The organism is Mycobacterium sp. MOTT36Y (assembly GCF_000262165.1).
Taxonomy (GTDB): domain Bacteria; phylum Actinomycetota; class Actinomycetes; order Mycobacteriales; family Mycobacteriaceae; genus Mycobacterium; species Mycobacterium intracellulare.
Genome location: NC_017904.1, coordinates 1,086,990 through 1,113,632 on the forward strand (window position 1 = coordinate 1,086,990; position 26,643 = coordinate 1,113,632).

Sequence of the window (26,643 nt, forward strand, 5' to 3'; positions counted from 1 at the left end):
GGTGAGCGTGACGAACAAACGCGCCCTGGTGCTGGCGGGTGGCGGGATCGCGGGAATCGCCTGGGAGACAGGTGTTCTGCGGGGCATCGCCGACGAGTCGCCGGCCGCGGCCCGGCTGTTGATCGAATCGGACGTGCTGGTGGGGACGTCGGCGGGCTCGGCCGTCGCCGCGCAGCTCGGCAGCGGCCACACGCTGGACGAGCTGTTCGACCGGCAAGTCTCCGAGTCGTCGGCCGAAATCGACTCCGGCGTCGACGTCGACACCATCACCGAACTGTTCCTGACCGCCCTGGCCGCGCCGTACGAGGAGCCGCTGGACAAGACCCGCCAACAAATGCAGCGGATCGGGGCCGTGGCCCTGGCGACCGAAACCGTTCCCGCGCCGGTGCGCCGCCAGGTGATCGCGCAGCGCCTGCCGTCGCACGAGTGGCCCGAGCGCGCGGTGCGGCTCACCGCCATCGACGTCGCCACCGGAGAACTGACCGTCTTCGACCGCGAATCGGGCGTCGACCTCGTCGATGCCGTGGCGGCCAGCTGCGCGGTGCCCGGGGCGTGGCCGCCGGTGGCGATCGCGGACCGCCACTACATGGACGGCGGGGTGGCCAGCTCGGTCAACCTCGTGGTGGCCGCCGACTGTGACGTCGCGGTGGTGCTGGTGCCCTCGGGCATCGACGTGCCGTCGCCGTTCGGCGCCGGGCCCGCCGCCGAGGTCTCATCGTTTCCCGGCGCGGCGTTCGCGGTGTTCGCCGACGCCGATTCGCTGGCCGCCTTCGGGCCCAACGCCTTGGATCCGGGCTGCCGCATCCCCTCGGCCCTGGCCGGGCGCGAGCAGGGTCGCCGCGAAGCCGCGGCCCTCGCCCGGTTCCTGGGCTTGTGACGGATTTGGTTGCCGCACAAAACCTTTAGCGATCGATCGCGGGCGGGGCGGCGTCGTCGCGCCCGGCTTCCAGCGTGTCCAGGGCGTCATCCGCGAGCGCTCGGCCGGTGGCGATCACCTCCACCGCCCGGTGAAATTCCAGGGCCCGACACGTCGACCGCGGAACCTCGATGAGCAGGTCGGGCGGGTAGACCGCCAGCGTGTGACGCGCCAGGGCGGCCTGCGCGATGTCGATCGTCCGGTTCATCACCTCGAAGCTGCCCAACTTCGGCACGTCGGACACCGCGGCGGCCAGCTCGCCGGCGACAGCGTCGGCCGGTGACGGCTCTTCGTCGGGGTTGTCCGACCAGTCATCCGGCTCGCCGCCCGGCCCGCCCAGCCTGCTCAGTACCGCCCGGGCGGTCGGCCGGTCGAGCAACGAGCGGGCGGCGGCCGTGTCGAGCAGCGCGGAGGTGCTGCGCAGCATGCGGGTCAACCATTCGGCGGTGGCCCCCGGCTCCGCTTCCCGGGTGGTGATCGCCTCGCTGCCGGACAGGTTCACCGCGATGGTCAGGTCGGCGTTGACGGCCGACAGCGGGGCCATCGGCAGCGGGTCCAGGATGCCGCCGTCGGCCAACAGCCTCCCGTCGACCGCGTGCGGCGCGATCACCCCCGGGATGGCGATCGACGCCCGGATCGCCTCGTCGAGGGGGCCGCGCTGAAACCACACCGACTTTCCCGCCAGCAGGTCGGTCGCCACCGCGGTGTACGGGATCCGCAGGTCTTCGATGGCGACCGGGCCCAGGATGTCGCGCACCGCGTCCAGGATCTTTCCGGCTCGCATCACGCCGGCCGCGCTGATCGACGGGTCCAGCAGCCGCAGGATGGTGCGCTGGGTCAGGGACTTCGCCCACTCGGAGAACTCGTCGAGCCGCCCGGCCGCGTGCAGGCCGCCGACCAGCGCGCCCATCGACGAGCCGGAGACGCCGACGACGTCATAACCGCGTTCGCGCAGCGCCTCGATCACCCCGATGTGCGCGTAGCCGCGGGCGCCACCGCTGCCGAGCGCCAGTGCCACCCGAGTCGGTGCCGAGCGACGCGAAAGTTCGTCAGGCACCCCACCATTTTGCGCGGGGGGGGTCCTCAGCGGGCCGCGCGCGGACTTTTTTCAGCCGTGATCGTAATTACTCCGCGGGGGAGGGCGCCCGCGCGCGGCGCTACCCGCACTCGTCGTTGGCCGCCGCCCGCGCGGCGACGATCACGGCGGCCTGCCGGGCCGGGGTCAGCTTCGACCAGGGGGCGTTCCAGCTGCCCGCGGTGCCCGACGGCGACGCCTGCAGCATGGCCAGATAGGGCTCGAACAGCGACGCGCCGGTCCTGGGCTGGCCATCCATCCACACTTTTGCGGCGTGACAGGCCTGGTAGTACTCCTCCTCGGTCGAGTGTGCGGGGACGTCGACCCTGGTGGTCACGCCGCCGGGGGACACGCCGATGGCGCCCGCCGGCACCGAGCCCGGGCCGCCGGCGCTGTCCGATTGCGGCGCCGACGAGGGGGCCGGTGGGCCGTGCTGGCCGCCCTGCGAGCAGCCCGCGACCGCCAGCAGGACGCCCACTACAGGGGCCGCGGCAACCGCCGCGCCCCGCCGCCGGGGTCGACCACCGCGCCAGCGCACGGTCTCAATCTATGCAACACTGGCTGCCGTGATGGAGCGCTTCGGATTTTGCGAGTGTTGTCGGCCGTAACACGCCGCCGCCCGTTCGATCCTCTTTCGCTCTGGAGTTCCCCCCATGACTTTGTCCCTTGCCGGGGCAGCGCCCGTCACCGCCGCGGTCACGCGCCCACGAACCCTCTCGTCCCCGTCCGCGGGCCCGACCCCGCTGCGGGTGCCCGACCTGTTGCACGCGACCGACCAGGCCGCCGACGACGTGCTCAGCGGGCGCTGCGACCACCTGCTGCCCGAGGGCGGCATCCCGGAGTCGCAGCGCTGGTTCACCCGCATCCACGGCGACGAGGAACTCGACGTCTGGCTGATCAGCTGGGTGCCCGGCCATCCGACCGAGCTGCACGACCACGGCGGCTCGCTGGGTGCGTTGACCGTCGTTTCCGGCTCGCTCAATGAATACCGTTGGGACGGAAGGGCTTTGCGGCGCCGTCGGCTCGACGCCGGCGACCAGGCCGGGTTCCCGCTGGGCTGGGTGCACGACGTGGTCTGGGCGCCGCGGCCGGTCACCGTGCCGGTCACGGGGTTGCCGGGTGCGAGCGCCGGGCCGGCGCAGCCGACCCTGAGCGTGCACGCGTACTCGCCGCCCCTGACCGCCATGTCGTACTACGACATCACCGACCGCAACACGTTGCGCCGGCAACGCACCGAACTGACCGACCAGCCGGAAGGATCGCCGTGAGCCGCATCGACGTCGTCTTGAGGTCCGCCCGGCGCCGGTATCGCCGCCTGCCCGCCACCGAAGTGCCCGACGCGCTGCGGCGCGGCGCGGTGCTCGTCGACATCCGGCCCCAGGCCCAGCGGTTCCGCGAGGGGGAGGTGCCCGGGGCGCTGGTGATCGAACGCAACGTCCTGGAGTGGCGCTGCGACCCCACCAGCGACGCCAAACTGCCCGAAGCCGTCGGTGACGACGTCGAATGGGTGATCCTGTGCTCGGAGGGCTACACGTCCAGCCTGGCTGCGGCCGCGCTGCTGGACATCGGCCTGCACCGCGCCACCGACGTCATCGGCGGGTATCACGCGTTGGCCGGCGCGGGCGTGCTCACCCAGCTGGCCGGCGGTGCGTCCGACGCCCCGTTGGCCGACACGGCCGCCGGCGCCCGCCGCTGGATCTAGCCGCTAGTTAACTGCAACCCCGACGGGTGATTCGGCACTGGGAACGCACGCGGCCGCGGTGACGGCGGTGAGTGCGAGGACCGCCGCAACGACGAGTTTCGCGGCTAGACGTGACATGAGGACTCCGTTCGTCGGCCCCCCGGCGCAGAACTCTAGCGGGCCTACGAGCAAATTTCAATAACGATTGAATTAATCGCTAACCGTCGGCTGATTGCGACGTCGGGTCCAGCCCCAGCTCGTCGGCGGGTGCGGTCAAGAACCGATGCACCGCCGGCCCCACCAACCCGACCACCTCGTCGACCCCGAGCGACGACAGCGGAGGCACCCGCATGACGTAGCGCAGCATTCCGGTGCCGACGAGGTTGGTCGCGGCCAGCGTTGCGCGCAGCCGCGCCTCATCTCCACCGCCCAAAGCGCTGGACACCGCGGTGAGCAGGTAGTCGTGCAGGAATCCGCGAAACGCGTCGTTGGCGTCGCCGTTCGACGTCGCCGACCGCACCATCGACGCCATGCTCGAGGCCGTGTCGGGCTGCTCCCAGATACCCAGGTAGGCCCGCACTACGCGGCAGCCCAGATCGTCGTCGTTGCGTGCGATCTCGGTCGTCAGCAGGTCAGCGGGCAGCACCAGCTTCAGCGATTCGCGAAACAATGCCGCCTTCGAGCCGAAGAGATAGAGAACCATCGAAGGATCAACTCGCGCATCGTCGGCGATCGCGCGCAGCGTCGTCTTGTCGTAGCCATGGGCGGCGAACTGCCGCTTCGCCGCGCGAAGGACCGCGTCGCGCGATACCGGCTCGCCCTGGCGTCTACCGCGCCGCTTCTGAATCCCGGACACCGGTTCCCGGCCCACCCGGCTAGCCTTCGGCGTGCAGGAGCGGCCGCAGCCGGGCCGTCTTCTCCGGTGTCCACCCGGGCGGCGACATCACCGCCGCCCAGCCGTCGGCGACGTCGGCGACGTAACGGTGACCGTGCCCGTCGGGGACGTCCACCGCGACGGCCATGTCCGCCGACACCTGAAGGAAGGTGACGACCGGGATCCAGCGCGTCTGCGGCAACACGTCATAGCCGCGCCGCTCCCGCAACCAGTCGGGCTTGCTGAACACCAGGTCCGGGGTCCACCAGGCGATCGGGTCCGAGGCGTGCTGCAGATAGACCACCCGCGGGTGATCCCACGGATCCTTCGGGCGCGCCAGGTTGCCCGCGCGGGCCACGAAGCGGACGTAGCGGCCGTCGTCGTAGATCGGCAGCCATTCGGGGGACCCGGGGTCGCGTGTCGTGGTGAGGTCGGTCCAGATGGTGTTCTGGAACGTCGGCCCGCTGAACAGGGCGCCGTCGGTGCGGGCGAGCACGTTGTTCAGGCTCATGAACGACGCCTCGCCGCCGAACGAGCCGAGGCTCTCACCGAACACGACCAGCTTGGGGCGTTGGGCTTCCGGCATCTGGCGGATCAGCCGGTCGACGGCCTCGAACAGCGCCTGGCCGGCGTGCCGGGCGTTCTCCTTGTCCACCAAAAACGACAGCCAGCTCGGCAGGAACGAATACTGCATGCTGACGATCGCGGTGTTGCCGTTGTACATGTACTCGAGCGCGGTGGCCTCCGCCTCGTTGATCCAGCCGGTGCCGGTGGTGGTCGCGACCGCGACGACCGCGCGCCGCAGCCCGCCCGTGCGCTGCAGCTCGCGCGCGGCGAGTTCGGCGGTCGCGGTGATGCCGTCGGCGGAGTTCAGGCCCGCATACGCCCGGATCGGTTCGGTCGCCGGGGCGTCGTTGAACGCGGTCAGATCGCCGACCTTGGGACCGCCCTCGACGAAGACGCGCCCTTGGTGGCCAAGGGATTCCCACGACACCAGCGACTCCGGTCCGCCGGAGCGCAGCGCGGTCTTCGGCGGCGCGCTGTCGGGGTTCATCTCGTTGTTGGCCGAGGCGAAGGTGTCGTTCATGGTGCGCATGGCGAACTTGAGCACGACGCCGTTGAGCACGGTGACGGTCAGGACCGCCAGCGTGACGACCACGATGGTCGCCGAGAGCCGAAACGGCACGAACCGGTCGACCTGACCGACCAGGAAGCGGACCAACCAGCGGGTGAACTGGCCGATTTCGACCACCGTGAACAGCACCACCAGCGAGAGGACTCCCGACAGCGGGTAGTCGTACCACTCCAAATGTGGCACGCCCATCAGGTCGCGCACGTCGTCCTGCCACACGTGGAACCAGATCGCCATCAGTACCTGGCCGACCACACCGATCGGGATCAGCACCTTCCAGGCCCAGCGTGCCGGCGGCGGGCTGTGATCCTTTTCCCGCATGAACCGCACCAACCAGACCGAAAAGACGCCCAGCCCATAGCCGATGGCGCCGGAGAGCCCGCTGACGAGTCCCTGGAACAACGGGCCGCGCGGCAGCAGCGAGGGCGTCAGCGAAAGCCAGATGAAGACCAGGCCGACCGTGGTACCGGTGAATGTGTAATGCCGCACCCACCAAGGCTTTTCGGTCCACGGCAGGGTGGGGGCGGCGCGCCCGGCCCGCGGGGCGGGCGGGGCCTGTGAAACGGCGACCGCGGATTCCTCGACGTCGTCCGCCGGCTTGTCGCCGGTGTCGACGTTGGTCGCGGAGCCGGGTTCGCTCATGGTGCGTCCTAGCGGTGGGTGAAGTTCGGCGCGCGCTTCTCGACGAAGGCCGCCATCCCCTCGGATTGGTCCTCGGTCGCGAAAGTGGAGTGAAACAGTCGGCGTTCGTAGAGCAGCCCCTCGGCCAGCGTGGATTCGAACGCGCGGTTGACGGCCTCTTTGGCCATCCGCGACGCCGACCGCGACATCTGCGAAATGGTGGTCGCGACTTTCTTCGCCTCGGTCAGTAGGTCGTCGGCGGGCACCACGCGCGAAACCAGCCCGCTCCGTTCGGCCTCCGCGGCGTCGATGGTGCGCCCGGTCAGGATGAGGTCCATTGCCTTGGCCTTGCCGATGGCGCGGGTCAGGCGCTGCGAGCCGCCCATGCCGGGCAGCACACCGAGTTTGATCTCGGGCTGGCCGAATTTCGCTGTGTCGGCGGCGATCAGCACGTCGCACATCATGGCCAGCTCGCAGCCGCCACCGAGCGCGTGCCCGGCCACCGCGGCGATCGTCGGGGTGCGGACCTCGGCGAGTCTGCCCCAGGGGGCGAAGAAGTCGGCGCCGAAGGCGTCGGCGAACGTCAGCTCGGCCATCTCCTTGATGTCGGCGCCGGCGGCGAACGCTTTGGCCGAGCCGGTGATGATGATCGCGCCGATGCCGGGGTCGTCGTCGAAATCCGCTGCCGCACTGGTGACCTCGTTCATCACCTGGGTGTTCAGCGCGTTGAGGGCCTTCGGCCGGTTCAGCGTGATGATGCCGACGCGCTCCTCGCGCTCGACGAGGATGGTCTCGTACTGCGTGTCTGTCATCTGGGCCGCCTTTCTAGAAACTCAGGTCGTCGTCGACCGGGGTGAAATACGCCTCGACATCGGCCGCCGTGACGGCGGCCAGCTGCGCCGGCGACCACTTGGGATCGCGATCCTTGTCGATCAGCTGCGCGCGAATTCCCTCGACCAGGTCGTGTGAGCGCAGCGACGCCGAGGACACCCGATAGTCCTGAACGAGAACGTCTTTGAGCGTTTCCAGTTCGGCCGCGCGGCGTACCGCCTCCAGCGTCACCGATAACGCGATGGGGGAGCGGGTGGCGATCAGGTTGGCGGCGTCGTTCGCCGGGCCCGCGCCGTGGCCCGCGAGGGCCGCGACGATGTCCTCGACCGTGTCGCGCGCGAAGCAGTCGTCGATCCAATCGCGTTGTGCGGCAAGTTCACTCGGTGGCGGTTCGACGGTGTATTTGGCGAGCGCGTTCTCGACGCCGTCCCCGACGATCGCCCGACGGAACGCCTCGATGTCGGCGTGCGGCACGTAGTGGTCGGCGAAGCCCATGGCGATGGCGTCGGCTCCCGAGAACGGCGCCCCGGTCAGCGCGGCGTGCAGGCCCAGGCCGCCGGGCGCGCGCGACAGCAGGTAAACCCCGCCGACGTCGGGGATGAAGCCGATTCCGACCTCGGGCATGGCGATCTTGGAGGTGTCGGTCACCACCCGGGTGTTCGCGTGCGCGCTGACGCCCACACCGCCACCCATCACGATGCCGTCCATCACCGCGACGTATGGCTTGGCGAAGTCGGCGATCTGGGCGTTGAGCAGATATTCGTCGCGCCAGAAGCGTCGCGCCTCCGCCCCGTCCTTGCGCGCGCTGTGGTAGATCGAGACCACGTCGCCGCCCGCGCACAGTCCGCGTTCACCGGCGCCGGAGAGCACCACCGCGCGCACCGCCACGTCGCCGGCCCAGCGGGTGAGGATGGCGGTCAGATCGTCCACCATCCGTTGGTTCAGCGAGTTGATCGCCTTGGGCCGGTTGAGCGTGATCAAGCCGACGCTTCCGTCAACCTCGGTGAGAACCTCATCGGATCCGTCGGTCACGCCTTAGCCTCCCTCGCGCCGGTCCAGCCTCGAGGAAGAAATCTAGATCGTCACGACCGGCGCGGTATGCGCGGGTAAGGGTTATGTTTAACGCGACGACAACGGCTTAAGCCTTCCAAGGCTCGAGAACTCCGCAAAATGCCCAGCTCGGCTGGGAACCTGGGTGGACCGCTGATCGTTGAGATGGTGTTCGCACAGCTCGAAGCCAATAAGAGAGGATCCGACGGTGCGGGAGACAAGCAACCCGGTATTTCGTTCGCTGCCTAAGCAGAGGGGCGGATACGCGCAATTCGGCACTGGCGCGGCCCCGATGCAGGGCTACCAGGCCGACCCCTATGCGGCTCCCTACCAGGCCCCGTACCAGGAGGCCCGGCCTTCGCGCCCCCTGACCATCGACGACGTCGTCACCAAGACCGGCATCACGCTGGCCGTGCTGGCGGCCTCCGCCGTCGTCTCCTACTTCTTGGTGGTCTCGAACCTCGCGCTGGCGATGCCGCTGACCCTGATCGGCGCGCTCGGCGGCCTGGGCCTGGTGCTGGTCGCGACCTTCGGTCGCAAGCAGGACAGCCCGGCGATCGTGCTCAGCTACGCCGTACTCGAGGGTCTGTTCCTGGGAGCGCTTTCGTTCGTCTTCGCCCACTTCTCGGTGTCGAACGCCAACGCCGGCGTGTTGATCGGGGAGGCCGTCATGGGCACCTTCGGGGTGTTCTTCGGCATGCTGGTCGTCTACAAGACCGGCGCCATCCGGGTCACGCCCAAGTTCACCCGCATGGTGGTCGCCGCCCTGTTCGGCGTGCTGGCCCTGATGCTCGGCAACTTCGTGCTGGCCATGTTCGGTGTCGGCGGCGGCGCGGGCCTGGGCCTGCGCAGCGGCGGCCCACTCGCGATCATCTTCTCGCTGGTGTGCATCGGCATCGCGGCGTTCAGCTTCCTGATCGACTTCGACGCGGCCGACCAGATGGTCCGCGCCGGTGCGCCGGAGAAGGCGGCATGGGGCATCGCGCTGGGCCTGACCGTGACGCTGGTCTGGCTGTACATCGAGATCCTGCGCCTGCTCAGCTATCTACAAAACGATTAGCTCTGCCACACGAAAACCGGCACGCCGATGGGCGTGCCGGTTTTTTGTCTGCGGTCCTCGTGCACTGCCGTTGAGTGTGAAGCGCCGGCGTCGAGAGTGAACCAGCGGTGCGCTGGCTCGGCGTGTCGCCGCCCAGGCTTCACACTCAAAGCCCGGGTTTCACACGCAAAGCCGGGACGCACCCAACGACGAGCGGCTCAGCTGAGCCGCTCGATCACCATCGCCATGCCCTGCCCGCCGCCGACGCACATGGTCTCCAGGCCGAACGTCTTGTCGTGCGTCTGCAGGTTGTTGAGCAGCGTGGTGGCGATGCGGGCACCGGTCATGCCGAACGGGTGGCCCAGCGCGATCGCCCCGCCGGACACGTTCAGCTTGTCCTCGTCGATGCCCAGCTCGCGGGCCGAGCCCAGCACCTGGACGGCGAACGCCTCGTTGATCTCGAACAGGTCGATGTCGCTGACCGACAGCTTGGCCCGCGCCAGCGCCTTCTTGGTCGCCTCGATCGGGCCCAGGCCCATGATCTCCGGGGAGAGGCCGCTGACCCCGGTGGACACGATCCGCGCCAGCGGCGTCAGGCCGAGCTCCTTGGCCTTGGTGTCGCTGGTGATCACCACCGCGGCCGCGCCGTCGTTCAGCGGGCAGGCGTTGCCCGCGGTCACCGTGCCGTTGGGCCGGAACACCGGCTTGAGCTGGCTGATCTTCTCGTAGGTGGTGCCGGGGCGGGGGCCATCGTCGGTGCTCACCGTGGTGCCGTCGGGCAGGGTCACCGGGGTGATCTCCCGCTCGAAGAACCCGCTCTTGATCGCCTCCTCGGCGCGGTTCTGGCTGCGCACTCCCCAGTGGTCCTGGTCTTCGCGGCTGATGCCGGTCAGCAAGGCGACGTTCTCGGCGGTCTGCCCCATCGCGATGTACACGTCGGGCAGGTTGCCGTCGGCGCGGGGATCGTGCCACTCCTCGGCACCTTCGGCCGCGGCGGCCGAGCGCTCCTGGGCCTCGGCGAACAGCGAGTTCTTGGTGTCCGGCCACGAGTCGGCGCTGCCCTTGGCGAACCGCGACACGGTTTCCACACCCGCCGAGATGAACGCGTCGCCCTCACCGGCCTTGATCGCGTGGAACGCCATCCGGGAGGTCTGCAGCGACGACGAGCAGTACCGGTTGACGGTGGTGCCCGGCAGGAAGTCGAAGCCGAGCTCGACGGCGATGACTCGCGCCAGGTTGTATCCGGATTCACCGGCGGGCTGCCCGCAGCCCAGGATCAGGTCGTCGATCTGGTGCGGGTTCAGGGCGGGGACCTTGTCCAGCGCGGCCTTCACGATCTGGACGGTCAGGTCGTCGGGGCGCATGTTGACCAACGACCCCTTCATCGCGCGGCCGATCGGCGAGCGAGCAGTTGAGACAATGACGGCTTCAGGCATGGTGGTTCCCTTCAGATCCCTGCAGATCCCACAGATGGGGCTGGCTCGCTTCATCATCGGGCGGTGGGCCCACGCCGACGGGCGAAGACAAATCTAGTCGCTGCCGACCTCGGGGCACGAAGACGGGGCAGGTCCGGGTGCCGGGCGCCGCCACAGCCGCGACATCACGCTCGCCCGCGTGTGGCGCTGCCCCAGGACCGGCTCCGCCGGCGGCACCGGCGGACTCAGCGGCGGGCGCTCCACCTTCTCGCCGAGCGCGTCGCACAGGGCCAGCAGCAGCGCGTCGGCGGCCAGCGCATAGGCGGGCGCCGACGGGTGGTAGCCGTCGGCGGAGAACATCGCGTCGGGCGTGGCCCGGAACTGCGGCGCCATCAGCTGCGCCAGCGGCACCGGCACGCCGCTGGCCGAGCGGACCGCCGCGGTCTGGGCGCGGGCGAGTTGCAGGCAACGCTCGTGCGCGAGCGACCGCAGCGGCTGCGGAATCGCGCTGATGAAGCCCAGATCCGGGCAGGTGCCGACGATCACCACGGCGCCCCGGGCGCGCAGCTTGCGGACGACCAACCCCAGCCGTTGCGCCGACTGGCTCACCCCGTTGAGCGCGGTGACGTCGTTGGCGCCGACCATGATCACCGCCACGTCCGGCGGGGGGCCGGCCACGAACATGGCGTCGACTTGGCCGCACAAGCCCTTCGAGGTGGCGCCCACAATGGCCTTGGTGCTCAGCCGGATTCGCCTGCCGGTCTGCTCGGCCAGGCCGCGCGCGATCCGCACCCCCGGCACCTCGTCGGCACTCATGCATCCGTATCCGGCGGCGGTCGAATCGCCGAAGATCATCAGGTGCAGGTCGGCCGCCATCCCGCGGCGCCACCGCTCCACGGGCCCACCGCCGCGCGTGTACACGCCGTCGGCGCGGGGCGGGATGTCCCACGCCTTGGGGATGACGGTGCGCGCGTGGGACGCCTGGCCGACCAACAGACTGCGTGCCCCCAGGTAGGCGGTTCCTGTCGAGGCCAGCGCGCCCGCTGTGGCCAGGGCGATCGCCGACCGGCGTGGCACCCGAATGGTCACGCACTCAAGTTTAGGGCCGCTGCGGAGTTTGCGCGGCCGGTGCGAAAAAACGAACTGATCACGGTGCGAAGCAAAACTGGTATCAACTCAGAGATTTCATACGTTGCACTAAGCGATGGCTGTCAAGCTGAGAACAAGGGGATGGCTGAGCGCTTTGGCAAACGGTCGAACCAGACGCTCAACAGCCTCGTCACATGCTGTATCGCACTACAACGGCGTAGGAAGTGTTGAGCATGACCGCACCTAGCAAGGTATCGGGGTCGCCTCAGGCCACCGTTCGTGCCCATGATGTCCTCAAAGCCCGTCGCGCCCGGACGCGCAAGTTCGCGATCAGCGACGGCGCGCCCGTCGAGGTCCTCGAATCCGGCCCCAGCGTTGCTGCGCGATTGGCCAACCTGACGTCACGGCTGACGATCCGACCGATTCTGACCGTCGGCAGCCACGTCCCCAACCTGCCGTGGCCGTGGGGCCTCATCGACCTCACCGCCCGGGTGCTGATCCCGGCGTCGGCCACCGTCCGCGAGACGGTGAAGTTGCCGCACGCCTCGGCGCAACTGGTGCGCGCGCCCGGCGTGCTTCCCGCCGACGGCAGCCGCCGCGTGGTCGTCTACCTCCACGGCGGCGCGTTTTTGACCTGCGGGGCAAACTCGCACGGCCGGCTCGTCGAAGCCCTCTCCAAGTTCGCCGACGCGCCCATCTTGGTGGTCAATTACCGTCTGCTGCCCAAGAATTCGGTGGGCATGGCGATCGAGGATTGCCACGACGCCTACCGATGGCTGCGGCTGCGCGGCTACCAAGCCGACCAGATCGTGCTGGCGGGCGATTCCGCGGGCGGGTACCTGGCGCTCACGCTCGCACAACGCCTGCAGGAGGAAGGCGAGGAGCCCGCGGCGCTGGTGGCGATCTCGCCGCTGCTGCAGCTGGCGAAGGAACCCAAGCAGGCCCACCCCAACATCGACACCGACGCGATGTTCTCCGCCGGGGCCTTCGATGCCCTCGCCGAGCTCGTTGCCGCCGCGGCCGGAAAGAACAAGGTCGACGGCAAAGCCGAGGAGATCTACGAGCCGCTGGACCACATCAAGCCGGGCCTGCCGCGCACGCTGATTCACGTCTCGGGCTCCGAGGTGTTGCTGCACGACGCGCGGTTGGCGGCGAGCCGGCTGGCCGCCGTCGGCACCCCGGCCGAGGTGCGGGTGTGGCCCGGCCAGATCCACGACTTCCAGCTGGCCGCGCCGATGGTGCCGGAGGCCGTGCGCTCGCTGCGCCAGATCGGCGACTACATCCGCGAGGCCACCGAGTAGCGCGCCGCGCGAAACCGCCTGAGACGATGTGACGCATGCGGATCGCGCAGCACATCAGTGACCTCATCGGCGGCACGCCGCTGGTGCGCCTGAACTCCGTCGTTCCCGACGGTGCCGGCATCGTGGCGGCCAAGGTCGAATACCTCAACCCCGGCGGCAGCTCGAAGGACCGGATCGCGGTCAAGATGATCGACGCCGCCGAAGCCAGCGGAGCGCTGCGGCCCGGCGGCACGATCGTCGAACCCACGTCGGGCAACACCGGCGTCGGGCTGGCGTTGGTCGCCCAGCACCGCGGGTACAAGTGTGTGTTCGTCTGCCCGGACAAGGTCAGCGAGGACAAGCGCAACGTGCTGATCGCGTACGGCGCCGAGGTGGTCGTGTGCCCGACGGCCGTGCCCCCCGACCACCCGGACAGCTACTACAGCGTCTCCGACCGGCTGGTCACCGAAATCGAGGGCGCGTGGAAACCGGACCAGTACGCCAACCCGGAAGGCCCGGCCAGCCACTACGCCACCACCGGCCCGGAAATCTGGGCCGACACCGACGGCAAGGTCACCCACTTCGTCGCCGGCATCGGCACCGGCGGCACGATCACCGGCGCGGGCCGCTACCTCAAGCAGATATCGAACGGGGCCGTGCGCATCATCGGCGCCGACCCCGAGGGCTCGGTGTATTCGGGCGGCACCGGCCGGCCCTATCTGGTGGAGGGCGTCGGCGAGGACTTCTGGCCGCAGGCCTATGACCGCACGGTGCCCGACGAGATCATCGCGGTGTCCGACTCCGACTCGTTCGACATGACCCGGCGCCTGGCCCGCGAGGAGGCGATGCTGGTCGGCGGGTCGTGCGGGATGGCGGTGGTCGCCGCGCTGCGCGTCGCCGAGCAAGCCGGACCCGACGCGCTCGTCGTGGTCCTGCTGCCCGACGGGGGCCGGGGCTACATGTCGAAGATCTTCAACGACGCCTGGATGTCGTCGTACGGGTTCCTGCGCGGCCGGCTCGACGGGTCCACCGAGCAGTCCAGGGTCGGCGACGTGTTGCGCCGCAAGTCCGGTGCGCTGCCCGACCTGGTGCACACCCACCCGTCGGAGACGGTGCGCGACGCCATCGGCATCCTGCGCGAGTACGGGGTGTCCCAGATGCCGGTGGTCGGCGCCGAGCCGCCGGTGATGGCGGGGGAGGTCGCCGGCAGCGTCTCCGAACGCGAATTGCTGTCGGCGGTGTTCGAGGGCCGGGCGAAACTGGCCGACGCGGTCGCCCAGCACATGAGCCCGCCGCTGCCGATGATCGGCGCGGGCGAGCTGATCAGCGCGGCGGGCACGGCGTTGCGGGACTGGGACGCGTTGATGGTGGTCGAAGAGGGCAAACCGGTCGGCGTGATCACCCGTTATGACCTGCTGGGCTTCCTCTCCGAGGCGCCCCGTGGACTGAGCGGACGCCGGTAGTTCGCCGCGCTCGGCGGGTGATGCGCGTCTCGCCCGTCCGTGAAACGCTCAGGTACGGTAATTCGGCTAATCCAGCGAGATGTCCGGCTGTTCCGCAGTGGAAGGTTGCCCATGACCGATCAACCGCCGCCCGGCGGCGCCTACCCGCCGCCCCCCTCGTCGCCCGGCCCATCCGGTGGGCAACAGCCGCCGTCCGGCGGTCAGGAGTTCCCGCCGCCTCCGTCGGCGCCCGGCGGCGGTTCCTACCCCCCGCCGCCACCGCCGCCCGGCGGGTCCTACCCGCCACCGCCGCCGTCGTCCGGGGGCTACGCGCCGCCGCCGCCGGGACCGGCGATCCGGACCCTGCCGACGCAGGAGTACACGCCGTGGCTCACCCGCGCGCTGGCGTTCGTCATCGACATCCTCCCGTACGTCGTCGTGCACGGCATCGGCACCGCGATCCTGCTCGCCACGCAGCAGACGGCCTGCATCACCGACGTCACCCAGTACGCCGTCAACCAGTACTGCGCCACCCAGAATTCGACCCTGGGCATGGTGGCGCAGTGGTTGGCGTCGATCGTCGGGCTGTTCTACCTGATCTGGAATTACGGCTACCAGCAGGGCACGACCGGGTCGAGCGTCGGCAAATCGGTGATGAAATTCAAAGTGGTCAGCGAGGTCACCGGCCAACCCCTGGGCTTCGGCCTGTCCGTGGTGCGGGCGCTGGCGCACTTCGTCGACGCGATCATCTGCTTCATCGGTTTCCTTTTCCCGCTGTGGGATTCGAAGCGTCAGACGCTGGCGGACAAGATCATGACGACCGTGTGCCTGCCGATCGACGGGACCGAAAGGCCGCCGGTCACCTAGGCTGATCGTCGATGAGCGACGACGGCAACCCACACCCCGAGTTCACCGGGCTGGCCACCAAAGCGATTCACGCCGGCTACCGGCCGGACCCGGCGACCGGAGCGGTCAACGCCCCGATCTACGCCAGCAGCACCTTCGCCCAGGACGGCGTCGGCGCATTGCGGGGCGGATTCGAATACGCGCGCACCGGCAACCCGACCCGCGCCGCGCTGGAGGCCGCGCTGGCCGCCGTCGAGGAGGGCAGCTACGGGCGGGCCTTCGCCTCGGGAATGGCCGCCACCGACTGCGCCCTGCGCGCGGTGCTGCGGCCGGGTGATCACGTCGTGATCCCGAATGACGCCTACGGCGGCACGTTCCGGCTGATCGACAAGGTCTTCACCCAGTGGAACGTCGACTACACGCCCGTCGCGCTGCACGAGGTGGACGCCGTCGCCGCCGCGATCACGCCGCGCACCCGGATGATCTGGGTGGAAACCCCGACCAACCCGTTGCTGTCGGTCGCCGATATCGCCGCCATTGCCGAGCTAGCGGCCGGGCAGGCCGCAAAAAATCGAGCGAAAGTGTTGGTGGACAACACCTTTGCCTCACCCGCGCTTCAGCAGCCGCTGACGCTGGGGGCGGACATCGTGCTGCACTCCACCACCAAATACATCGGCGGCCATTCCGACGTGGTGGGCGGCGCGCTGGTCACCAACGACCAGGAACTCGACGACGCGTTCGGCTTCCTGCAGAACGGGGCCGGCGCGGTCCCCGGCCCGTTCGACGCCTACCTGACGATGCGCGGACTGAAGACCCTGGTTCTGCGCATGCAGCGGCACAGCGAAAACGCCATGGCCGTAGCGGAATTCCTCGCGGGCCATCGCGCGGTGAGCGCGGTGCTGTACCCCGGGCTGCCCAGCCACCCCGGGCACGAGGTCGCCGCGCGGCAGATGCGCGGGTTCGGCGGCATGGTCTCGGTGCGCATGAAAGGCGGACGGGACGCCGCCCGGGATCTGTGCGCCAACACCAAGGTGTTCATCCTGGCCGAATCGCTCGGCGGGGTCGAGTCGCTGATCGAGCACCCCAGCGCGATGACGCATGCGTCGACGGCCGGGTCGCAATTGGAAGTCCCCGACGATCTGGTGCGCCTGTCGGTCGGCATCGAGGACGTCGCCGACCTGCTGGCCGATCTGGAGCAGGCCCTGGGCTAGTGGCGATCGCGAGCGCGAATGCCCTGCTAGCCGGGCGCACGTGCTATCGCGCCCGGCTGGCCGGGCGCTCGCCTAAACGCGGCTGGCTAGGAGTGGTACGGCTCCGCGCTGACCAGGGTGACCTCGACGGTGTTGCCGTTGGGCACCACGTAGCTGCGGGTCTCGCCCACCTTGGCGTCGATCAGGGCGCCGCCCAGCGGTGAATTCGGCGAGTACACCTCGAGCTTGCCGTCGTTGACGCCCTCCTGGCGGGTGGCGATGAGGAACGTCTCGGTGTCGGACTTGTCGCCGTTGTAGTAGACCTTCACCACCGAACCGGGCAGCGCGACGCCGGACTGCTTGGGCGCTTCGCCGACCTTGGCGTTGTTGAGCAGATCCTGCAGCTGGCGAATCCGGGCCTCCTGCTGGCCCTGCTCTTCGCGGGCGGCGTGGTAGCCGCCGTTTTCGCGCAGGTCGCCCTCCTCGCGGCGGTCGTTGATCTCCGCGGCGATGACCGGACGATTCGCGATCAACTGGTCGAGCTCGGCCTTGAGTCGGTCATGCGACTCCTGGGTCAGCCAGGTCACCGAAGTGTCCGTCATCTCGTCGTGCTCCTCGTATGTTGTTCCGCGAGTTCGCGTAAGTCCTGTTAACTCCGCCGTCGAAAGCGTGCGGCTCCATCCCCGTGTGCTGCGGCGCCGATCTGCTGACGGCCGCTAATGCAGCAACACGGTCCCAATCGGAACCGTGCATTCACCCATGTTACCACCGCGCGAACAACTGATGACTCCATCTTCGCTGTTCGGCGTCGATGGCGACGGTCAGGACGGGCGCAGGTAGGCGGGCACGTCGGTGCCGCAGCCATAGATGTCGGCCACCGCCGGCGGCTGAGAGGATTTGACCGTCGTCGTCACCTGCACCGTGGCCGCGTCGGATGGCGGGACCAGCAGCTCACGTCGTCCCGTCTCGCTCCCGTCGGCGGAGCGGACCCGCACGATGCAGTCCACCGGGCGCGACGGATCCGATCGGGTCACGTTGATCGTTATCGACGCCGTCTGCTCGTCGATCACCCGGTACCCGGCCAGCGTCCCCTTGACGTCACTGGTGCCGAAGCGGTGGTAGCCGACGGCGGCCACGGCCAGGCCGGCCGCGACGACCAGCACACCCAGCGCGACGATCACCCATCGCCGGGGGATGCGCGACAGCCGGGAACGCCCGTAGCGGGCCTCAGGACGCGGAGTGGGGGTATCGGTCATGGCTGGTTATGCCTGGTTGTCGGCTGCCGGGCACCTGCCGACAGCATGCAACGATGTGGAACTGGAATTATAGGGTCAGACCGGGTGACCACCCGAGGTGACAAGGGAGCACGTGAGCGAATTGCGGTTGATGGCGGTGCACGCCCACCCCGACGACGAGTCCAGCAAGGGCGCGGCCACCCTGGCCCGCTACGCCGACGAGGGGCATCGGGTGCTGGTGGTGACGTTGACCGGCGGTGAGCGCGGCGACATCCTCAACCCCGCGATGGATCTGCCCGAGGTGCACGGGCACATCGCCGAAATCCGCCGCGACGAGATGGCCAAGGCCGCCGAGATCCTCGGGGTGGAGCACACCTGGCTCGGCTTCGTCGACTCCGGACTGCCCAAGGGCGACCCGCCGCCCCCGCTGCCCGAGGGGTGTTTCGCGCTGGTGCCGCTGGAGGAGTCGATCGAGGCGCTGGTGCGCGTCGTACGCGAGTTCCGCCCGCACGTGATGACGACGTACGACGAGAACGGCGGCTATCCCCATCCCGATCACATTCGCTGCCACCAGGTTTCGGTCGGCGCCTTCGAGGCGGCCGGGGATTATCGGCGCTTCCCGGACGCCGGCGAACCGTGGACGGTGTCCAAGCTGTACTACAACCACGGCTTCCTGCGGGCCCGGATGCAGTTGTTGCACGACGAGGCCCTCAAGCACGGTCACGAACCGCCGTTCAAGAAGTGGCTCGAGCACTGGGACGCCGCGCACGACCCGTTCGAATCCCGGGTGACGACGCGCGTCGAGTGCTCGGCCTATTTCAGCCAGCGCGACGACGCGCTGCGGGCGCACACCACGCAGATCGACCCCGACCACGACTTCTTCGCGGCCCCCATCGAATGGCAGCAACGGCTTTGGCCCACAGAGGAATTCGAGTTGGCCCGCTCGCGGGTCCCGGCCCGGCTGCCCGAGGACGACCTGTTCGCCGGGATCGAGACGGACGCGTGAATCACCTCGTCCTCCTCGCGAGCGCCCCCGGCTGGCAGGCCGACAACGCGCCGCAGCACACCGGGCCCGACTTCGGCAAGGCCAGCCCGGTCGGGCTGCTGATCGTCGTGTTGTTGTTGATCAGCACGCTGTTTTTGCTGCGCTCGATGAACCGGCAGCTGAAGAAGGTGCCGGAGTCGTTCGACCCCAAGCATCCCGAGCCGGACCAGGCCGCGGACGAGGGCACCGACGCGGTCGACCCGGGCGCCGGCCAGGCCCCGGATCAGGCGGACGGGTCGCCGCGACCCCCGGGATCCGGCGATGAGCCAGGCTGACTCGTCCGCCGCGAACACCCTGGGGCTGGCGACCAGCCCGTATCTGCGTCAGCACGCCGACAATCCGGTGCACTGGCAGCAGTGGACACCGGAGGCGCTGGCCGACGCCGCCGCCCGCGACGTGCCGATCCTGCTGTCGGTCGGCTACGCGGCCTGTCACTGGTGTCACGTCATGGCGCACGAGTCGTTCGAGGACGCCGACGTCGCCGCCGCGATGAACGCGGGATTCGTCTGCATCAAGGTCGACCGCGAGGAACGGCCCGACATCGACGCGGTGTACATGAACGCCACGGTGGCCCTCACCGGGCAGGGCGGCTGGCCGATGACCTGTTTCCTCACGCCGGACGGACGGCCCTTCTTCTGCGGCACCTACTATCCGAAAAATAGCTTCCTGCAACTTCTTTCGGCCGTCTCGGCCACATGGCGGGAGCGTCGCGGCGAGGTGGAGGAGGCGTCCGACCACATCGCCGGCGAGCTGCGCAAGATGGCTTCCGGTGTAGCGCGTGGCGGCCCCGCGGTGGCGGCCGACCTGTGTGACCACGCCGTCGCCGCGCTGCTCGCCGACGAGGACACCGTGCACGGCGGGTTCGGCGGTGCGCCCAAATTCCCGCCCTCGGCGCTGCTCGAGGCGCTGCTGCGCAACTACGAGCGCACGGGATCGCCGGCGGCGCTCGACGCGGTGTCGCGCGCGGGCAGCGCGATGGCCCGCGGCGGCATCTACGATCAGCTCGGCGGCGGCTTCGCCCGGTACAGCGTCGACAACGCTTGGGTGGTACCGCATTTCGAGAAGATGCTGTACGACAACGCGCTGCTGCTGCGCGCCTACGCGCACTGGGCCCGGCGTACCGGCGATCCGCTGGCGCGCCGAATCGCCGACCAGACCGCCCGGTTCCTGCTCGACGACCTCGCCGACGGTGCCATGTTCACCTCATCGCTGGACGCCGACGCCGACGGCCGCGAGGGATCGACCTATGTGTGGACGCCGGAACAGCTGAACGACGCGCTCGGGCCCGACGACGGTCCTTGGGCCGCACAGGTTTTCGCGGTCACCCCGGCCGGCACCTTCGAGCACGGCGCCTCGGTGCTGCAGCTCCCCGCCGATCCGGAGGATGCGCAGCGGGCCGAACGCGTGCGGGTCGCGTTGTTGAACGCCCGGCGCGCCCGGGTCCAGCCCGGCCGCGACGACAAGATCGTCACGTCCTGGAACGGGCTGGCGATCACCGCCTTGGCCGAGGCCGGCGTGGCGTTGGACGAGCCCGAGTTCGTCCACGCCGCAAGCCGCTGCGCGCGGGCGCTGCTCGACCTGCACGTGGTCGACGGCAGGCTGCGGCGCGCCAGTCTCGGCGGCGTGGTCGGTGACAGCGCCGCCATCCTCGAGGACCACGCGATGCTGTCCACCGGGCTGCTGGCGCTCTACCAGCTGACGGGCGAGGCGGCCTGGCTGACAAGGGCGACCGATCTGTTGGACACCGCGTTGGCGCACTTCGCCGATCGTGAGCAGCCCGGCCGCTGGTTCGACACCGCCGACGATGCCGAGCGGTTGATGCTGCGGCCCGCCGACCCGCTGGACGGGGCGACCCCGTCGGGAGCGTCGTCGATCACCGAGGCCCTGCTGACCGCGGCGCACGTGGTCGACGGGGAGCGCGCCGAGCGGTACCTGCGGGCGGCGGACGACGCGCTGCGCGCGCACTCGGTGCTGCTGGAGCGCGCGCCGCGCTCGGCCGGGCATTGGCTGGCCGTCGCGGAGGCCGCGGTCCGCGGGCCGCTGCAGATCGCGGTGGCCTGCGACCCGTCGTGGTCGCCGCTGCTGGCCGAGGCGCGACGGCTGGCGCCCGGCGGGGCGGTCGTCGTGGGCGGGGACGTGGATTCCTCTGCGCTGCTGGCGGGCCGCGACCGAGTGGCCGGCGCCGACGCCGCCTACGTGTGTCGCGGCCAAGTCTGCGACCTGCCGGTGACCACCGCGGCCGAACTGGCCGCCGCCCTGGCTGTTTCCAGCCGCTGAGCCTTCCAGCCGCTGGGTCGATGGTGGTGACCCGCTGCGCCCGGCTGCGCCGCGCTGGCGATCACCACTGAGCCGATGGTGGTGACCCGCTGCGCCCGGCTGCGCCGCGCTGGCGATCACCACTGAGCCGATGGTGGTGACCCGCTGCGCCCGGCTGCGCCGCGCTGGCGATCACCACTGAGCCGATGGTGGTGACCCGCTGCGCCCGGCTGCGCCGCGCTGGCGATCACCACTGAGCCAATGGTGGTGACCCGCTGCGCCCGGCTGCGCCGCGCTGGCGATCACCACTGAGCCGATGGTGGTGACCCGCTGCGCCCGGCTGCGCCGCGCTGGCGATCACCACTGAGCCGATGGTGGTGACCCGCTGCGCCCGGCTGCGCCGCGCTGGCGATCACCACTGAAGCCGATGGTGGTGACCCGCTGCGCCCGGCTGCGCCGCGCTGGCGATCACCACTGAAGCCGGGTTACCCTGCCTCCCATGCCGAATGCCGCCAAGACCGAAGCGATCAGAAGCACGGTCCACCGCTACATCGAGCTGGTCGCCAAGGGCAGCGCCGACGACTTGGTCGAGCTGTACGCCGACGACGCCACGGTCGAGGACCCCGTCGGCGGCGAGGTGCACATCGGGCGCCAAGCGATCCACGGCTTCTACTCCGCGGTCGACAACCTGCAGCGCGAATGCGAACTGAAGACGCTGCGCGTGGCCGGCAACGAGGCGGCCTTCCAGTTCCGGTTGACCGTGACCGCCGGCGAGCACCGGATGGTGATCGAGCCGATCGATGTCATGGTCTTCGACGGCAGCGGGAAGATCGCGGCGATGAAGGCGTACTGGTCACCCGACGACGACGTCGACCAGGGTTAGCCGGGCCATCAGGCTCCCAGCAGCCACGCGTGTTCTTCCGTGTAGAACACGGCGAACCACATGGCGATGTAATGCAGGATCGCCGCGATCGCGGTGAAGGCGTGGAAGAACTCGTGATAGCCGAACGTCCGCGGCCACAGGTCGGGCCAGCGTAGACCGTAGAAAATGCCACCGACGCTGTAGAACACACCGCCGACGGCCAGCAGCACCATCGCGGCCACCCCGGCCTGGTGCAGGATCGTCGGCGCGTACCAGATCGCTACCCAGCCCAACAGCAGATAGAGCGGTACGCCCAGCCAGCGCGGCGCCGTCGGCCAGCACACCTTCAGCGCGATGCCCGCGAGCGCGCCGCCCCACACGATGCACAGCACCACCACGCCGGTGTCCTGCGGCATGACCAGCCGCGCGAACGGCGTGTAGCTGCCGGCGATGAAGATGAAGATCATCGAATGATCGAGCCGCTTCATGCGAATCCGGGCCAGGTCCGACTTCCAGTGCACCCGGTGATAGGTCGCGCTGACCGCGAACAACGCCACCGTGCACGCGGCGTAGATCAGCGTCGAATGCCCGGCGCGGGGCGAGGACGCCGCCCACGACACCGACACCAGCGTGGCGCCGGCGATGATCGCCAGCCACGCCGAGTAGAAGTGGATCCAGCCGCGCATCCGGGGTTTGCCCAAAACATTGGCGGCCCCTTCGGCGAGTCGCTCGACGGTGTTGCCCGGGGCGATCGGCTCGGGTTCGCGCTCAGGATGCGGGACGGTGCTGGTCTGGCTGCTCATGTCTCCTGTGGAATGTCGCTGCAACGGGGGACGCCGGTGGCCACGGTGCCATGGGCGGGTGTAAGAGCCAGAGTAGCCAGAGATGGTTACGGCGCAGTGTCGACTTCTCGGCCGGCTGCTCGGATGACCGGCCGAAATCGCAACCCGGAATCCATTGCGCCTGGCAGTAGGGTGTGTGTTCGTGGAAATCATCCCGCGGCGACTCAAAGAGCCGCTGTATCGGATCTACGAGATGCGGCTGCGGCAGGGCCTGACCGCTTCCAAGTCGGAACTGCCCCGCCACATCGCGGTGCTGTGCGACGGGAACCGCCGGTGGGCGCGCGACGCGGGATACGACGACGTGAGCTACGGCTACCGGATGGGCGCGGCCAAGATCGCGGAGATGCTGCGCTGGTGTCAGGAAGCCGGCATCGAGATGACCACCGTGTACCTGCTTTCCACGGAGAACCTGCAGCGCGATCCCGACGAGCTGGCCGGGCTCATCGAGATCATCACCGACGTCGTCGAGGAGATCTGCGCGCCGGCCAACCGCTGGAGCGTGCGCACCGTCGGCGACCTCGAGCTGCTCGGCGAGCAACCGGCCCGCCGGCTGCGCGGGGCGGTGGAGTCCACCCCGGTCGTGGCGCCCTTCCACGTCAACGTCGCCGTCGGCTACGGCGGTCGCCGCGAGATCGTCGACGCGGTGCGTTCGCTGCTGAGCAAGGAACTCGCCAACGGCGCGACCGCCGAAGAGCTGATCGACACCGTCACCGTCGATGCGATCTCGGAAAATCTCTACACCTCCGGTCAGCCCGATCCCGACCTGGTGATCCGCACCTCGGGCGAGCAACGGCTCTCCGGCTTCCTGCTGTGGCAAAGCGCGTACTCGGAGATGTGGTTCACCGAGGCGCACTGGCCCGCCTTCCGCCGCGTCGACTTCCTGCGCGCGCTGCGCGACTACAGCCAGCGCCATCGCCGCTACGGGAAGTAAATCCGCTGCGCCTGTGACTCGTGGGGCGGCTGATCCCGCCCGACTGGCGCGTGTCAAATATTTACCCGATAACGGGAATAGCCGGGTGAACCTCCTCGTCGTTGTATCCGTGGCAATAGCCAACACCGCCATCGCGAGGAGTAATCACATGTTGCTTGTTTCTGGTGTATCCGGCCTCACCACGCGGCCGCTCTACGACGCGACCGACTCGCTGTTGCGCTTCGCCGTGCGCGCCGACGCCACCCTGACGGGACTCTTCGGCTTGGTCATCGCCTTCCTCGCCGACCCGCTCTCGTCGCTGACCGGCCTGACGTCCTTCGAGAATTACGCCATGGGGGCCTTCTTCGTGATCTACGGCCTCGTGGTGTTCAGCCTCGGGGCGATGCCGGACGTGCGCGGTGTCGGCATCGGCGTGATCGTGGCCAACATCTTTTTCACGCTGTCCTCGATCGTGGCAACCGAAGCATTGCCGCTGACCGTCACCGGGGCCGCGCTGACGCTGGCCAGCGGCGCCTACGCGGCCGCGTTCGCCGCGCTCCAATACCTGGGAGTGCGGCGCCTCGAGACGGCATAGTGGCGCCTAGAGCTTGCGCAGCCGCAGCCGATTGATCGAGTGGTCGGCGTCCTTGCGCAGCACCAGCGTGGCGCGCGGCCGGGTGGGCAGGATGTTCTCGACCAGGTTGGGCCGGTTGATGGAGCGCCAGATCTCGCGGGCGGCGGCGACGGCCTTGGTGTCGTTGAGCGCCGCGTAGTGGTGGAAGTGCGACTCGGGATCGGCGAAGGCCGTGCTGCGCATGGCCAAAAACCGCGAGATGTACCACTGCTCGATGTCCTCGATCCGCGCGTCCACATAGACGCCGAAGTCGAACAGGTCCGACACCATCAGGGTCGGACCGGTCTGCAAAACGTTGAGGCCCTCGAGGATCAGGATGTCGGGATGCCGCACCACGTGCTTGGCCCCGGGGATCACATCGTATTTCAAATGCGAATACACCGGCGCGCACGCGTAGTCCGAGCCCGACTTGACCGACGTAACGAACCGCATCAGCGCCCGACGGTTGTAGCTTTCCGGAAACCCCTTGCGATGCATCAGGTTTCGCCGGTCCAGCTCGGCATTGGGGTACAGGAATCCGTCGGTGGTCACCAGGTCCACCCGGGGATGATGGTCCCAGCGCGCCAAGAGCGCCTGCAGCACACGGGCGGTCGTCGACTTGCCGACCGCCACGCTGCCGGCGACCCCGATGATGAACGGCACCGGCCGGTCCGGGTTTTGCTGAGGTTCACCCAGGAACTCGGCGGTGGCGGCGAACAACCGCTGGCGCGCCGCGACCTGCAGGTGAATCAGCCGGGCCAGCGGCAGGTAAACCTCTTCGACTTCGAGCAAGTCGATCTGTTCACCCAGACCGCGCAGGCCGACCAGTTCCTCCTCGGTGAGGGCCAGCGGCGTCGACATACGAAGCGCACGCCATTGCTTTCGGTCGAACTCCACATAAGGGCTCGGCTCGCTAAGCCGCGGCATAGTGCAAGTGTTGCAGGAGCGCCGAAAAGCCCGACGGCTGGGCTGGCGAAAAGTCGGCGCTGGATAGACTGGCGCCGTGACTGCTGCACCTGACGCCCGCGCCACGACCTCCGTGATGTCCGCCCCGCTCGCCGAGGTCGATCCCGACATCGCCGGGCTGCTGGGCCAGGAGCTGGGCCGCCAGCGCGACATGCTGGAGATGATCGCGTCGGAGAACTTCGTCCCGCGCGCGGTGCTGCAGGCCCAGGGCAGCGTGCTGACCAACAAGTACGCCGAGGGCTTGCCGGGGCGCCGCTACTACGGCGGCTGCGAGTACGTCGACGTCGTGGAGAACATCGCCCGCGACCGGGCCAAGGCCCTCTTCGGCGCCGACTTCGCCAATGTGCAGCCGCATTCGGGCGCCCAGGCCAACGCCGCCGTCCTGCACGCGCTGATGACGCCGGGGGAGCGGCTGCTGGGTCTGGACCTGGCCAACGGCGGCCACCTGACGCACGGCATGAAGCTGAACTTCTCCGGCAAGCTCTACGAGAACGGTTTCTACGGTGTCGACCCGACGACGCATCTCGTCGACATGGACGCGGTGCGCGCCAAGGCGCTGGAATTTCGCCCCAAGGTCATCATCGCCGGTTGGTCGGCCTACCCGCGGATCCTCGACTTCGCGGCGTTCGCCTCGATCGCCGACGAGGTGGACGCCAAGCTCTGGGTGGACATGGCGCACTTCGCGGGCTTGGTCGCGGCCGGCCTGCACCCCTCGCCGGTGCCGCACGCCGACATCGTGTCGACGACCATTCACAAGACGCTCGGCGGCGGCCGCTCGGGCATGATCCTCGGCAAGCAGGAGTACGCCAAGGCGATCAACTCGGCGGTGTTCCCCGGCCAGCAGGGCGGACCGCTCATGCACGTCATCGCGGGCAAGGCCGTCGCGCTGAAGATCGCGAGCACCCCCGAATTCGTCGAGCGGCAGCAGCGCACCCTGTCGGGCGCGCGCATCCTCGCCGACCGGCTGTTGGCCGCCGACGTCGCCAAGGCCGGCGTATCGGTGGTCAGCGGCGGCACCGACGTGCACCTGGTGCTGGTGGATCTGCGCAACTCCCCGCTCGACGGCCAAGCCGCCGAGGACCTGCTGCACGAGGTCGGCATCACCGTCAACCGCAACGCCGTGCCCAACGACCCGCGGCCGCCGATGGTCACGTCGGGGCTGCGGATCGGCACGCCCGCCCTGGCCACCCGCGGCTTCGGCGACGCCGAGTTCAGCGAGGTCGCCGACGTCATCGCCACCGCCCTGGCCGCGGGCAGCTCGGCCGACGTGGCGGGGCTGCGCCAGCGCGTGACACGGCTGGCGCAGGAGTTCCCGCTGTACGACGGCCTCGAAGACTGGGCGCTGGTCGGCCGCTGACGCCCGTCTGGTCGGGCTCGAGGACCAAAATCACCACTTGCTCCGACACGACCCCGCCGATTTCATGAACCTGTGT

At 69.3% G+C, this 26,643-nt stretch carries 27 protein-coding genes; 15 read left to right on the forward strand and 12 right to left on the reverse strand.

Annotated elements, in window-relative coordinates:
- Positions 1-7 precede the first annotated feature (7 nt).
- Positions 8-877 (forward strand): patatin-like phospholipase family protein, encoded by an 870-nt coding sequence (locus W7S_RS05385; protein ID WP_008254267.1) that lies wholly within the window; start codon positions 8-10, stop codon positions 875-877.
- A gap of 25 nt (positions 878-902) precedes the next feature.
- On the opposite strand, the gene W7S_RS05390 is transcribed toward W7S_RS05385, so the two are convergent.
- Positions 903-1,973 carry a patatin-like phospholipase family protein gene (locus tag W7S_RS05390; protein WP_170320553.1) on the reverse strand — a complete coding sequence of 357 codons (1,071 nt, stop codon included), beginning with the start codon at positions 1,971-1,973 and terminating at the stop codon, positions 903-905.
- Positions 1,974-2,073: 100 nt separating this feature from the next.
- Positions 2,074-2,469, reverse strand: a complete 396-nt coding sequence (locus W7S_RS05395; RefSeq protein ID WP_008254276.1) for a lipoprotein LpqV — start codon at positions 2,467-2,469, stop codon at positions 2,074-2,076.
- A 175-nt stretch (positions 2,470-2,644) separates the two neighbouring features.
- Between W7S_RS05395 and W7S_RS05400 the strand changes: the two genes are divergently transcribed.
- Together W7S_RS05400 and W7S_RS05405 are read left to right on the forward strand one after the other, a co-directional pair.
- Positions 2,645-3,259 carry a cysteine dioxygenase gene (locus W7S_RS05400; protein WP_008254278.1) on the forward strand — a complete coding sequence of 205 codons (615 nt, stop codon included), beginning with the start codon at positions 2,645-2,647 and terminating at the stop codon, positions 3,257-3,259.
- Entirely contained in the window at positions 3,256-3,693 is a 438-nt protein-coding gene (locus tag W7S_RS05405) for a rhodanese-like domain-containing protein (RefSeq protein ID WP_008254281.1), read from the forward strand. Before W7S_RS05400 ends, W7S_RS05405 begins: the two co-directional genes overlap by 4 nt.
- Positions 3,694-3,889: 196 nt before the next feature.
- Here W7S_RS05405 and W7S_RS05410 read toward each other — a convergent pair whose 3' ends face one another.
- From W7S_RS05410 to W7S_RS05425, 4 genes are read right to left on the reverse strand one after another with little or no spacing between them, the layout of a single operon-like run.
- Positions 3,890-4,543: a TetR family transcriptional regulator gene (locus W7S_RS05410; protein ID WP_008254283.1), complete on the reverse strand. Its 654-nt coding sequence runs from the start codon at positions 4,541-4,543 to the stop codon at positions 3,890-3,892.
- Between the two features lie 4 nt (positions 4,544-4,547).
- On the reverse strand, positions 4,548-6,320 hold the full coding sequence (locus tag W7S_RS05415) for an alpha/beta-hydrolase family protein (protein WP_008254285.1): 1,773 nt from the start codon (positions 6,318-6,320) through the stop codon (positions 4,548-4,550).
- Positions 6,321-6,328: 8 nt separating this feature from the next.
- Positions 6,329-7,111, reverse strand: coding sequence for an enoyl-CoA hydratase (locus W7S_RS05420; RefSeq protein WP_008254287.1), 783 nt, complete (start codon positions 7,109-7,111; stop codon positions 6,329-6,331).
- Between the two features lie 13 nt (positions 7,112-7,124).
- The gene (locus W7S_RS05425; protein ID WP_008254290.1) at positions 7,125-8,162 is read right to left on the reverse strand and encodes an enoyl-CoA hydratase/isomerase family protein; all 1,038 of its coding nucleotides are present in this window, start codon (positions 8,160-8,162) and stop codon (positions 7,125-7,127) included.
- Between the two features lie 226 nt (positions 8,163-8,388).
- Here W7S_RS05425 and W7S_RS05430 point away from each other — a divergent pair, with 226 nt between their 5' ends.
- Entirely contained in the window at positions 8,389-9,240 is an 852-nt protein-coding gene (locus W7S_RS05430) for a Bax inhibitor-1/YccA family protein (protein WP_026071427.1), read from the forward strand.
- Positions 9,241-9,437: 197 nt separating this feature from the next.
- Here W7S_RS05430 and W7S_RS05435 read toward each other — a convergent pair whose 3' ends face one another.
- Positions 9,438-10,655, reverse strand: coding sequence for an acetyl-CoA C-acetyltransferase (locus W7S_RS05435; protein ID WP_008254309.1), 1,218 nt, complete (start codon positions 10,653-10,655; stop codon positions 9,438-9,440).
- Between the two features lie 93 nt (positions 10,656-10,748).
- A complete protein-coding gene (locus W7S_RS05440; protein WP_085976477.1) occupies positions 10,749-11,711 on the reverse strand; it encodes an SGNH/GDSL hydrolase family protein in 963 nt (320 codons plus the stop codon).
- A gap of 245 nt (positions 11,712-11,956) precedes the next feature.
- Between W7S_RS05440 and W7S_RS05445 the strand changes: the two genes are divergently transcribed.
- From W7S_RS05445 to W7S_RS05460, 4 genes are all read left to right on the forward strand, one after another.
- Complete coding sequence (locus tag W7S_RS05445; protein ID WP_008254313.1) at positions 11,957-13,024, forward strand: alpha/beta hydrolase; 1,068 nt, start codon at positions 11,957-11,959, stop codon at positions 13,022-13,024.
- A 35-nt stretch (positions 13,025-13,059) separates the two neighbouring features.
- Positions 13,060-14,466 carry a cystathionine beta-synthase gene (locus W7S_RS05450; protein WP_008254315.1) on the forward strand — a complete coding sequence of 469 codons (1,407 nt, stop codon included), beginning with the start codon at positions 13,060-13,062 and terminating at the stop codon, positions 14,464-14,466.
- 111 nt (positions 14,467-14,577) lie between these two features.
- Complete coding sequence (locus W7S_RS05455) at positions 14,578-15,312, forward strand: RDD family protein (protein WP_008254318.1); 735 nt, start codon at positions 14,578-14,580, stop codon at positions 15,310-15,312.
- Between the two features lie 11 nt (positions 15,313-15,323).
- Positions 15,324-16,502, forward strand: a complete 1,179-nt coding sequence (locus W7S_RS05460; protein ID WP_008254321.1) for a cystathionine gamma-synthase — start codon at positions 15,324-15,326, stop codon at positions 16,500-16,502.
- A gap of 86 nt (positions 16,503-16,588) precedes the next feature.
- Here the strand turns inward: W7S_RS05460 and greA are convergent, their stop codons facing one another.
- Positions 16,589-17,083, reverse strand: a complete 495-nt coding sequence (gene greA, locus W7S_RS05465) for a transcription elongation factor GreA (protein WP_007168983.1) — start codon at positions 17,081-17,083, stop codon at positions 16,589-16,591.
- Between the two features lie 219 nt (positions 17,084-17,302).
- Positions 17,303-17,737 (reverse strand): DUF4307 domain-containing protein, encoded by a 435-nt coding sequence (locus W7S_RS05470; RefSeq protein ID WP_008254327.1) that lies wholly within the window; start codon positions 17,735-17,737, stop codon positions 17,303-17,305.
- A gap of 112 nt (positions 17,738-17,849) precedes the next feature.
- Here W7S_RS05470 and mca point away from each other — a divergent pair, with 112 nt between their 5' ends.
- From mca to W7S_RS05490, 4 genes are all read left to right on the forward strand, one after another.
- On the forward strand, positions 17,850-18,722 hold the full coding sequence (mca, locus tag W7S_RS05475) for a mycothiol conjugate amidase Mca (RefSeq protein WP_008254328.1): 873 nt from the start codon (positions 17,850-17,852) through the stop codon (positions 18,720-18,722).
- Positions 18,719-19,036 (forward strand): hypothetical protein, encoded by a 318-nt coding sequence (locus W7S_RS05480; protein ID WP_008254329.1) that lies wholly within the window; start codon positions 18,719-18,721, stop codon positions 19,034-19,036. The genes mca and W7S_RS05480 overlap by 4 nt, the downstream gene beginning before the upstream one ends.
- Positions 19,023-21,038 carry a thioredoxin domain-containing protein gene (locus W7S_RS05485; RefSeq protein ID WP_008254331.1) on the forward strand — a complete coding sequence of 672 codons (2,016 nt, stop codon included), beginning with the start codon at positions 19,023-19,025 and terminating at the stop codon, positions 21,036-21,038. The genes W7S_RS05480 and W7S_RS05485 overlap by 14 nt, the downstream gene beginning before the upstream one ends.
- 478 nt (positions 21,039-21,516) lie before the next feature.
- Positions 21,517-21,900, forward strand: coding sequence for a nuclear transport factor 2 family protein (locus W7S_RS05490; RefSeq protein WP_008254332.1), 384 nt, complete (start codon positions 21,517-21,519; stop codon positions 21,898-21,900).
- An 8-nt stretch (positions 21,901-21,908) separates the two neighbouring features.
- Here W7S_RS05490 and W7S_RS05495 read toward each other — a convergent pair whose 3' ends face one another.
- Positions 21,909-22,682 (reverse strand): hemolysin III family protein, encoded by a 774-nt coding sequence (locus W7S_RS05495; protein ID WP_008254333.1) that lies wholly within the window; start codon positions 22,680-22,682, stop codon positions 21,909-21,911.
- Positions 22,683-22,863: 181 nt separating this feature from the next.
- On the opposite strand from W7S_RS05495, the gene W7S_RS05500 reads away from it, so the two are divergent.
- Together W7S_RS05500 and W7S_RS05505 are read left to right on the forward strand one after the other, a co-directional pair.
- Positions 22,864-23,652, forward strand: coding sequence for a (2Z,6E)-farnesyl diphosphate synthase (locus W7S_RS05500; protein ID WP_008254334.1), 789 nt, complete (start codon positions 22,864-22,866; stop codon positions 23,650-23,652).
- Positions 23,653-23,800: 148 nt separating this feature from the next.
- Positions 23,801-24,226, forward strand: a complete 426-nt coding sequence (locus W7S_RS05505; protein WP_008254335.1) for a hypothetical protein — start codon at positions 23,801-23,803, stop codon at positions 24,224-24,226.
- Between the two features lie 6 nt (positions 24,227-24,232).
- Here W7S_RS05505 and coaA read toward each other — a convergent pair whose 3' ends face one another.
- Positions 24,233-25,171, reverse strand: a complete 939-nt coding sequence (gene coaA, locus W7S_RS05510; protein WP_008254336.1) for a type I pantothenate kinase — start codon at positions 25,169-25,171, stop codon at positions 24,233-24,235.
- 115 nt (positions 25,172-25,286) lie between these two features.
- Here coaA and glyA point away from each other — a divergent pair, with 115 nt between their 5' ends.
- Positions 25,287-26,567 (forward strand): serine hydroxymethyltransferase, encoded by a 1,281-nt coding sequence (gene glyA / locus W7S_RS05515; RefSeq protein ID WP_008254337.1) that lies wholly within the window; start codon positions 25,287-25,289, stop codon positions 26,565-26,567.
- Positions 26,568-26,643 lie beyond the last annotated feature (76 nt).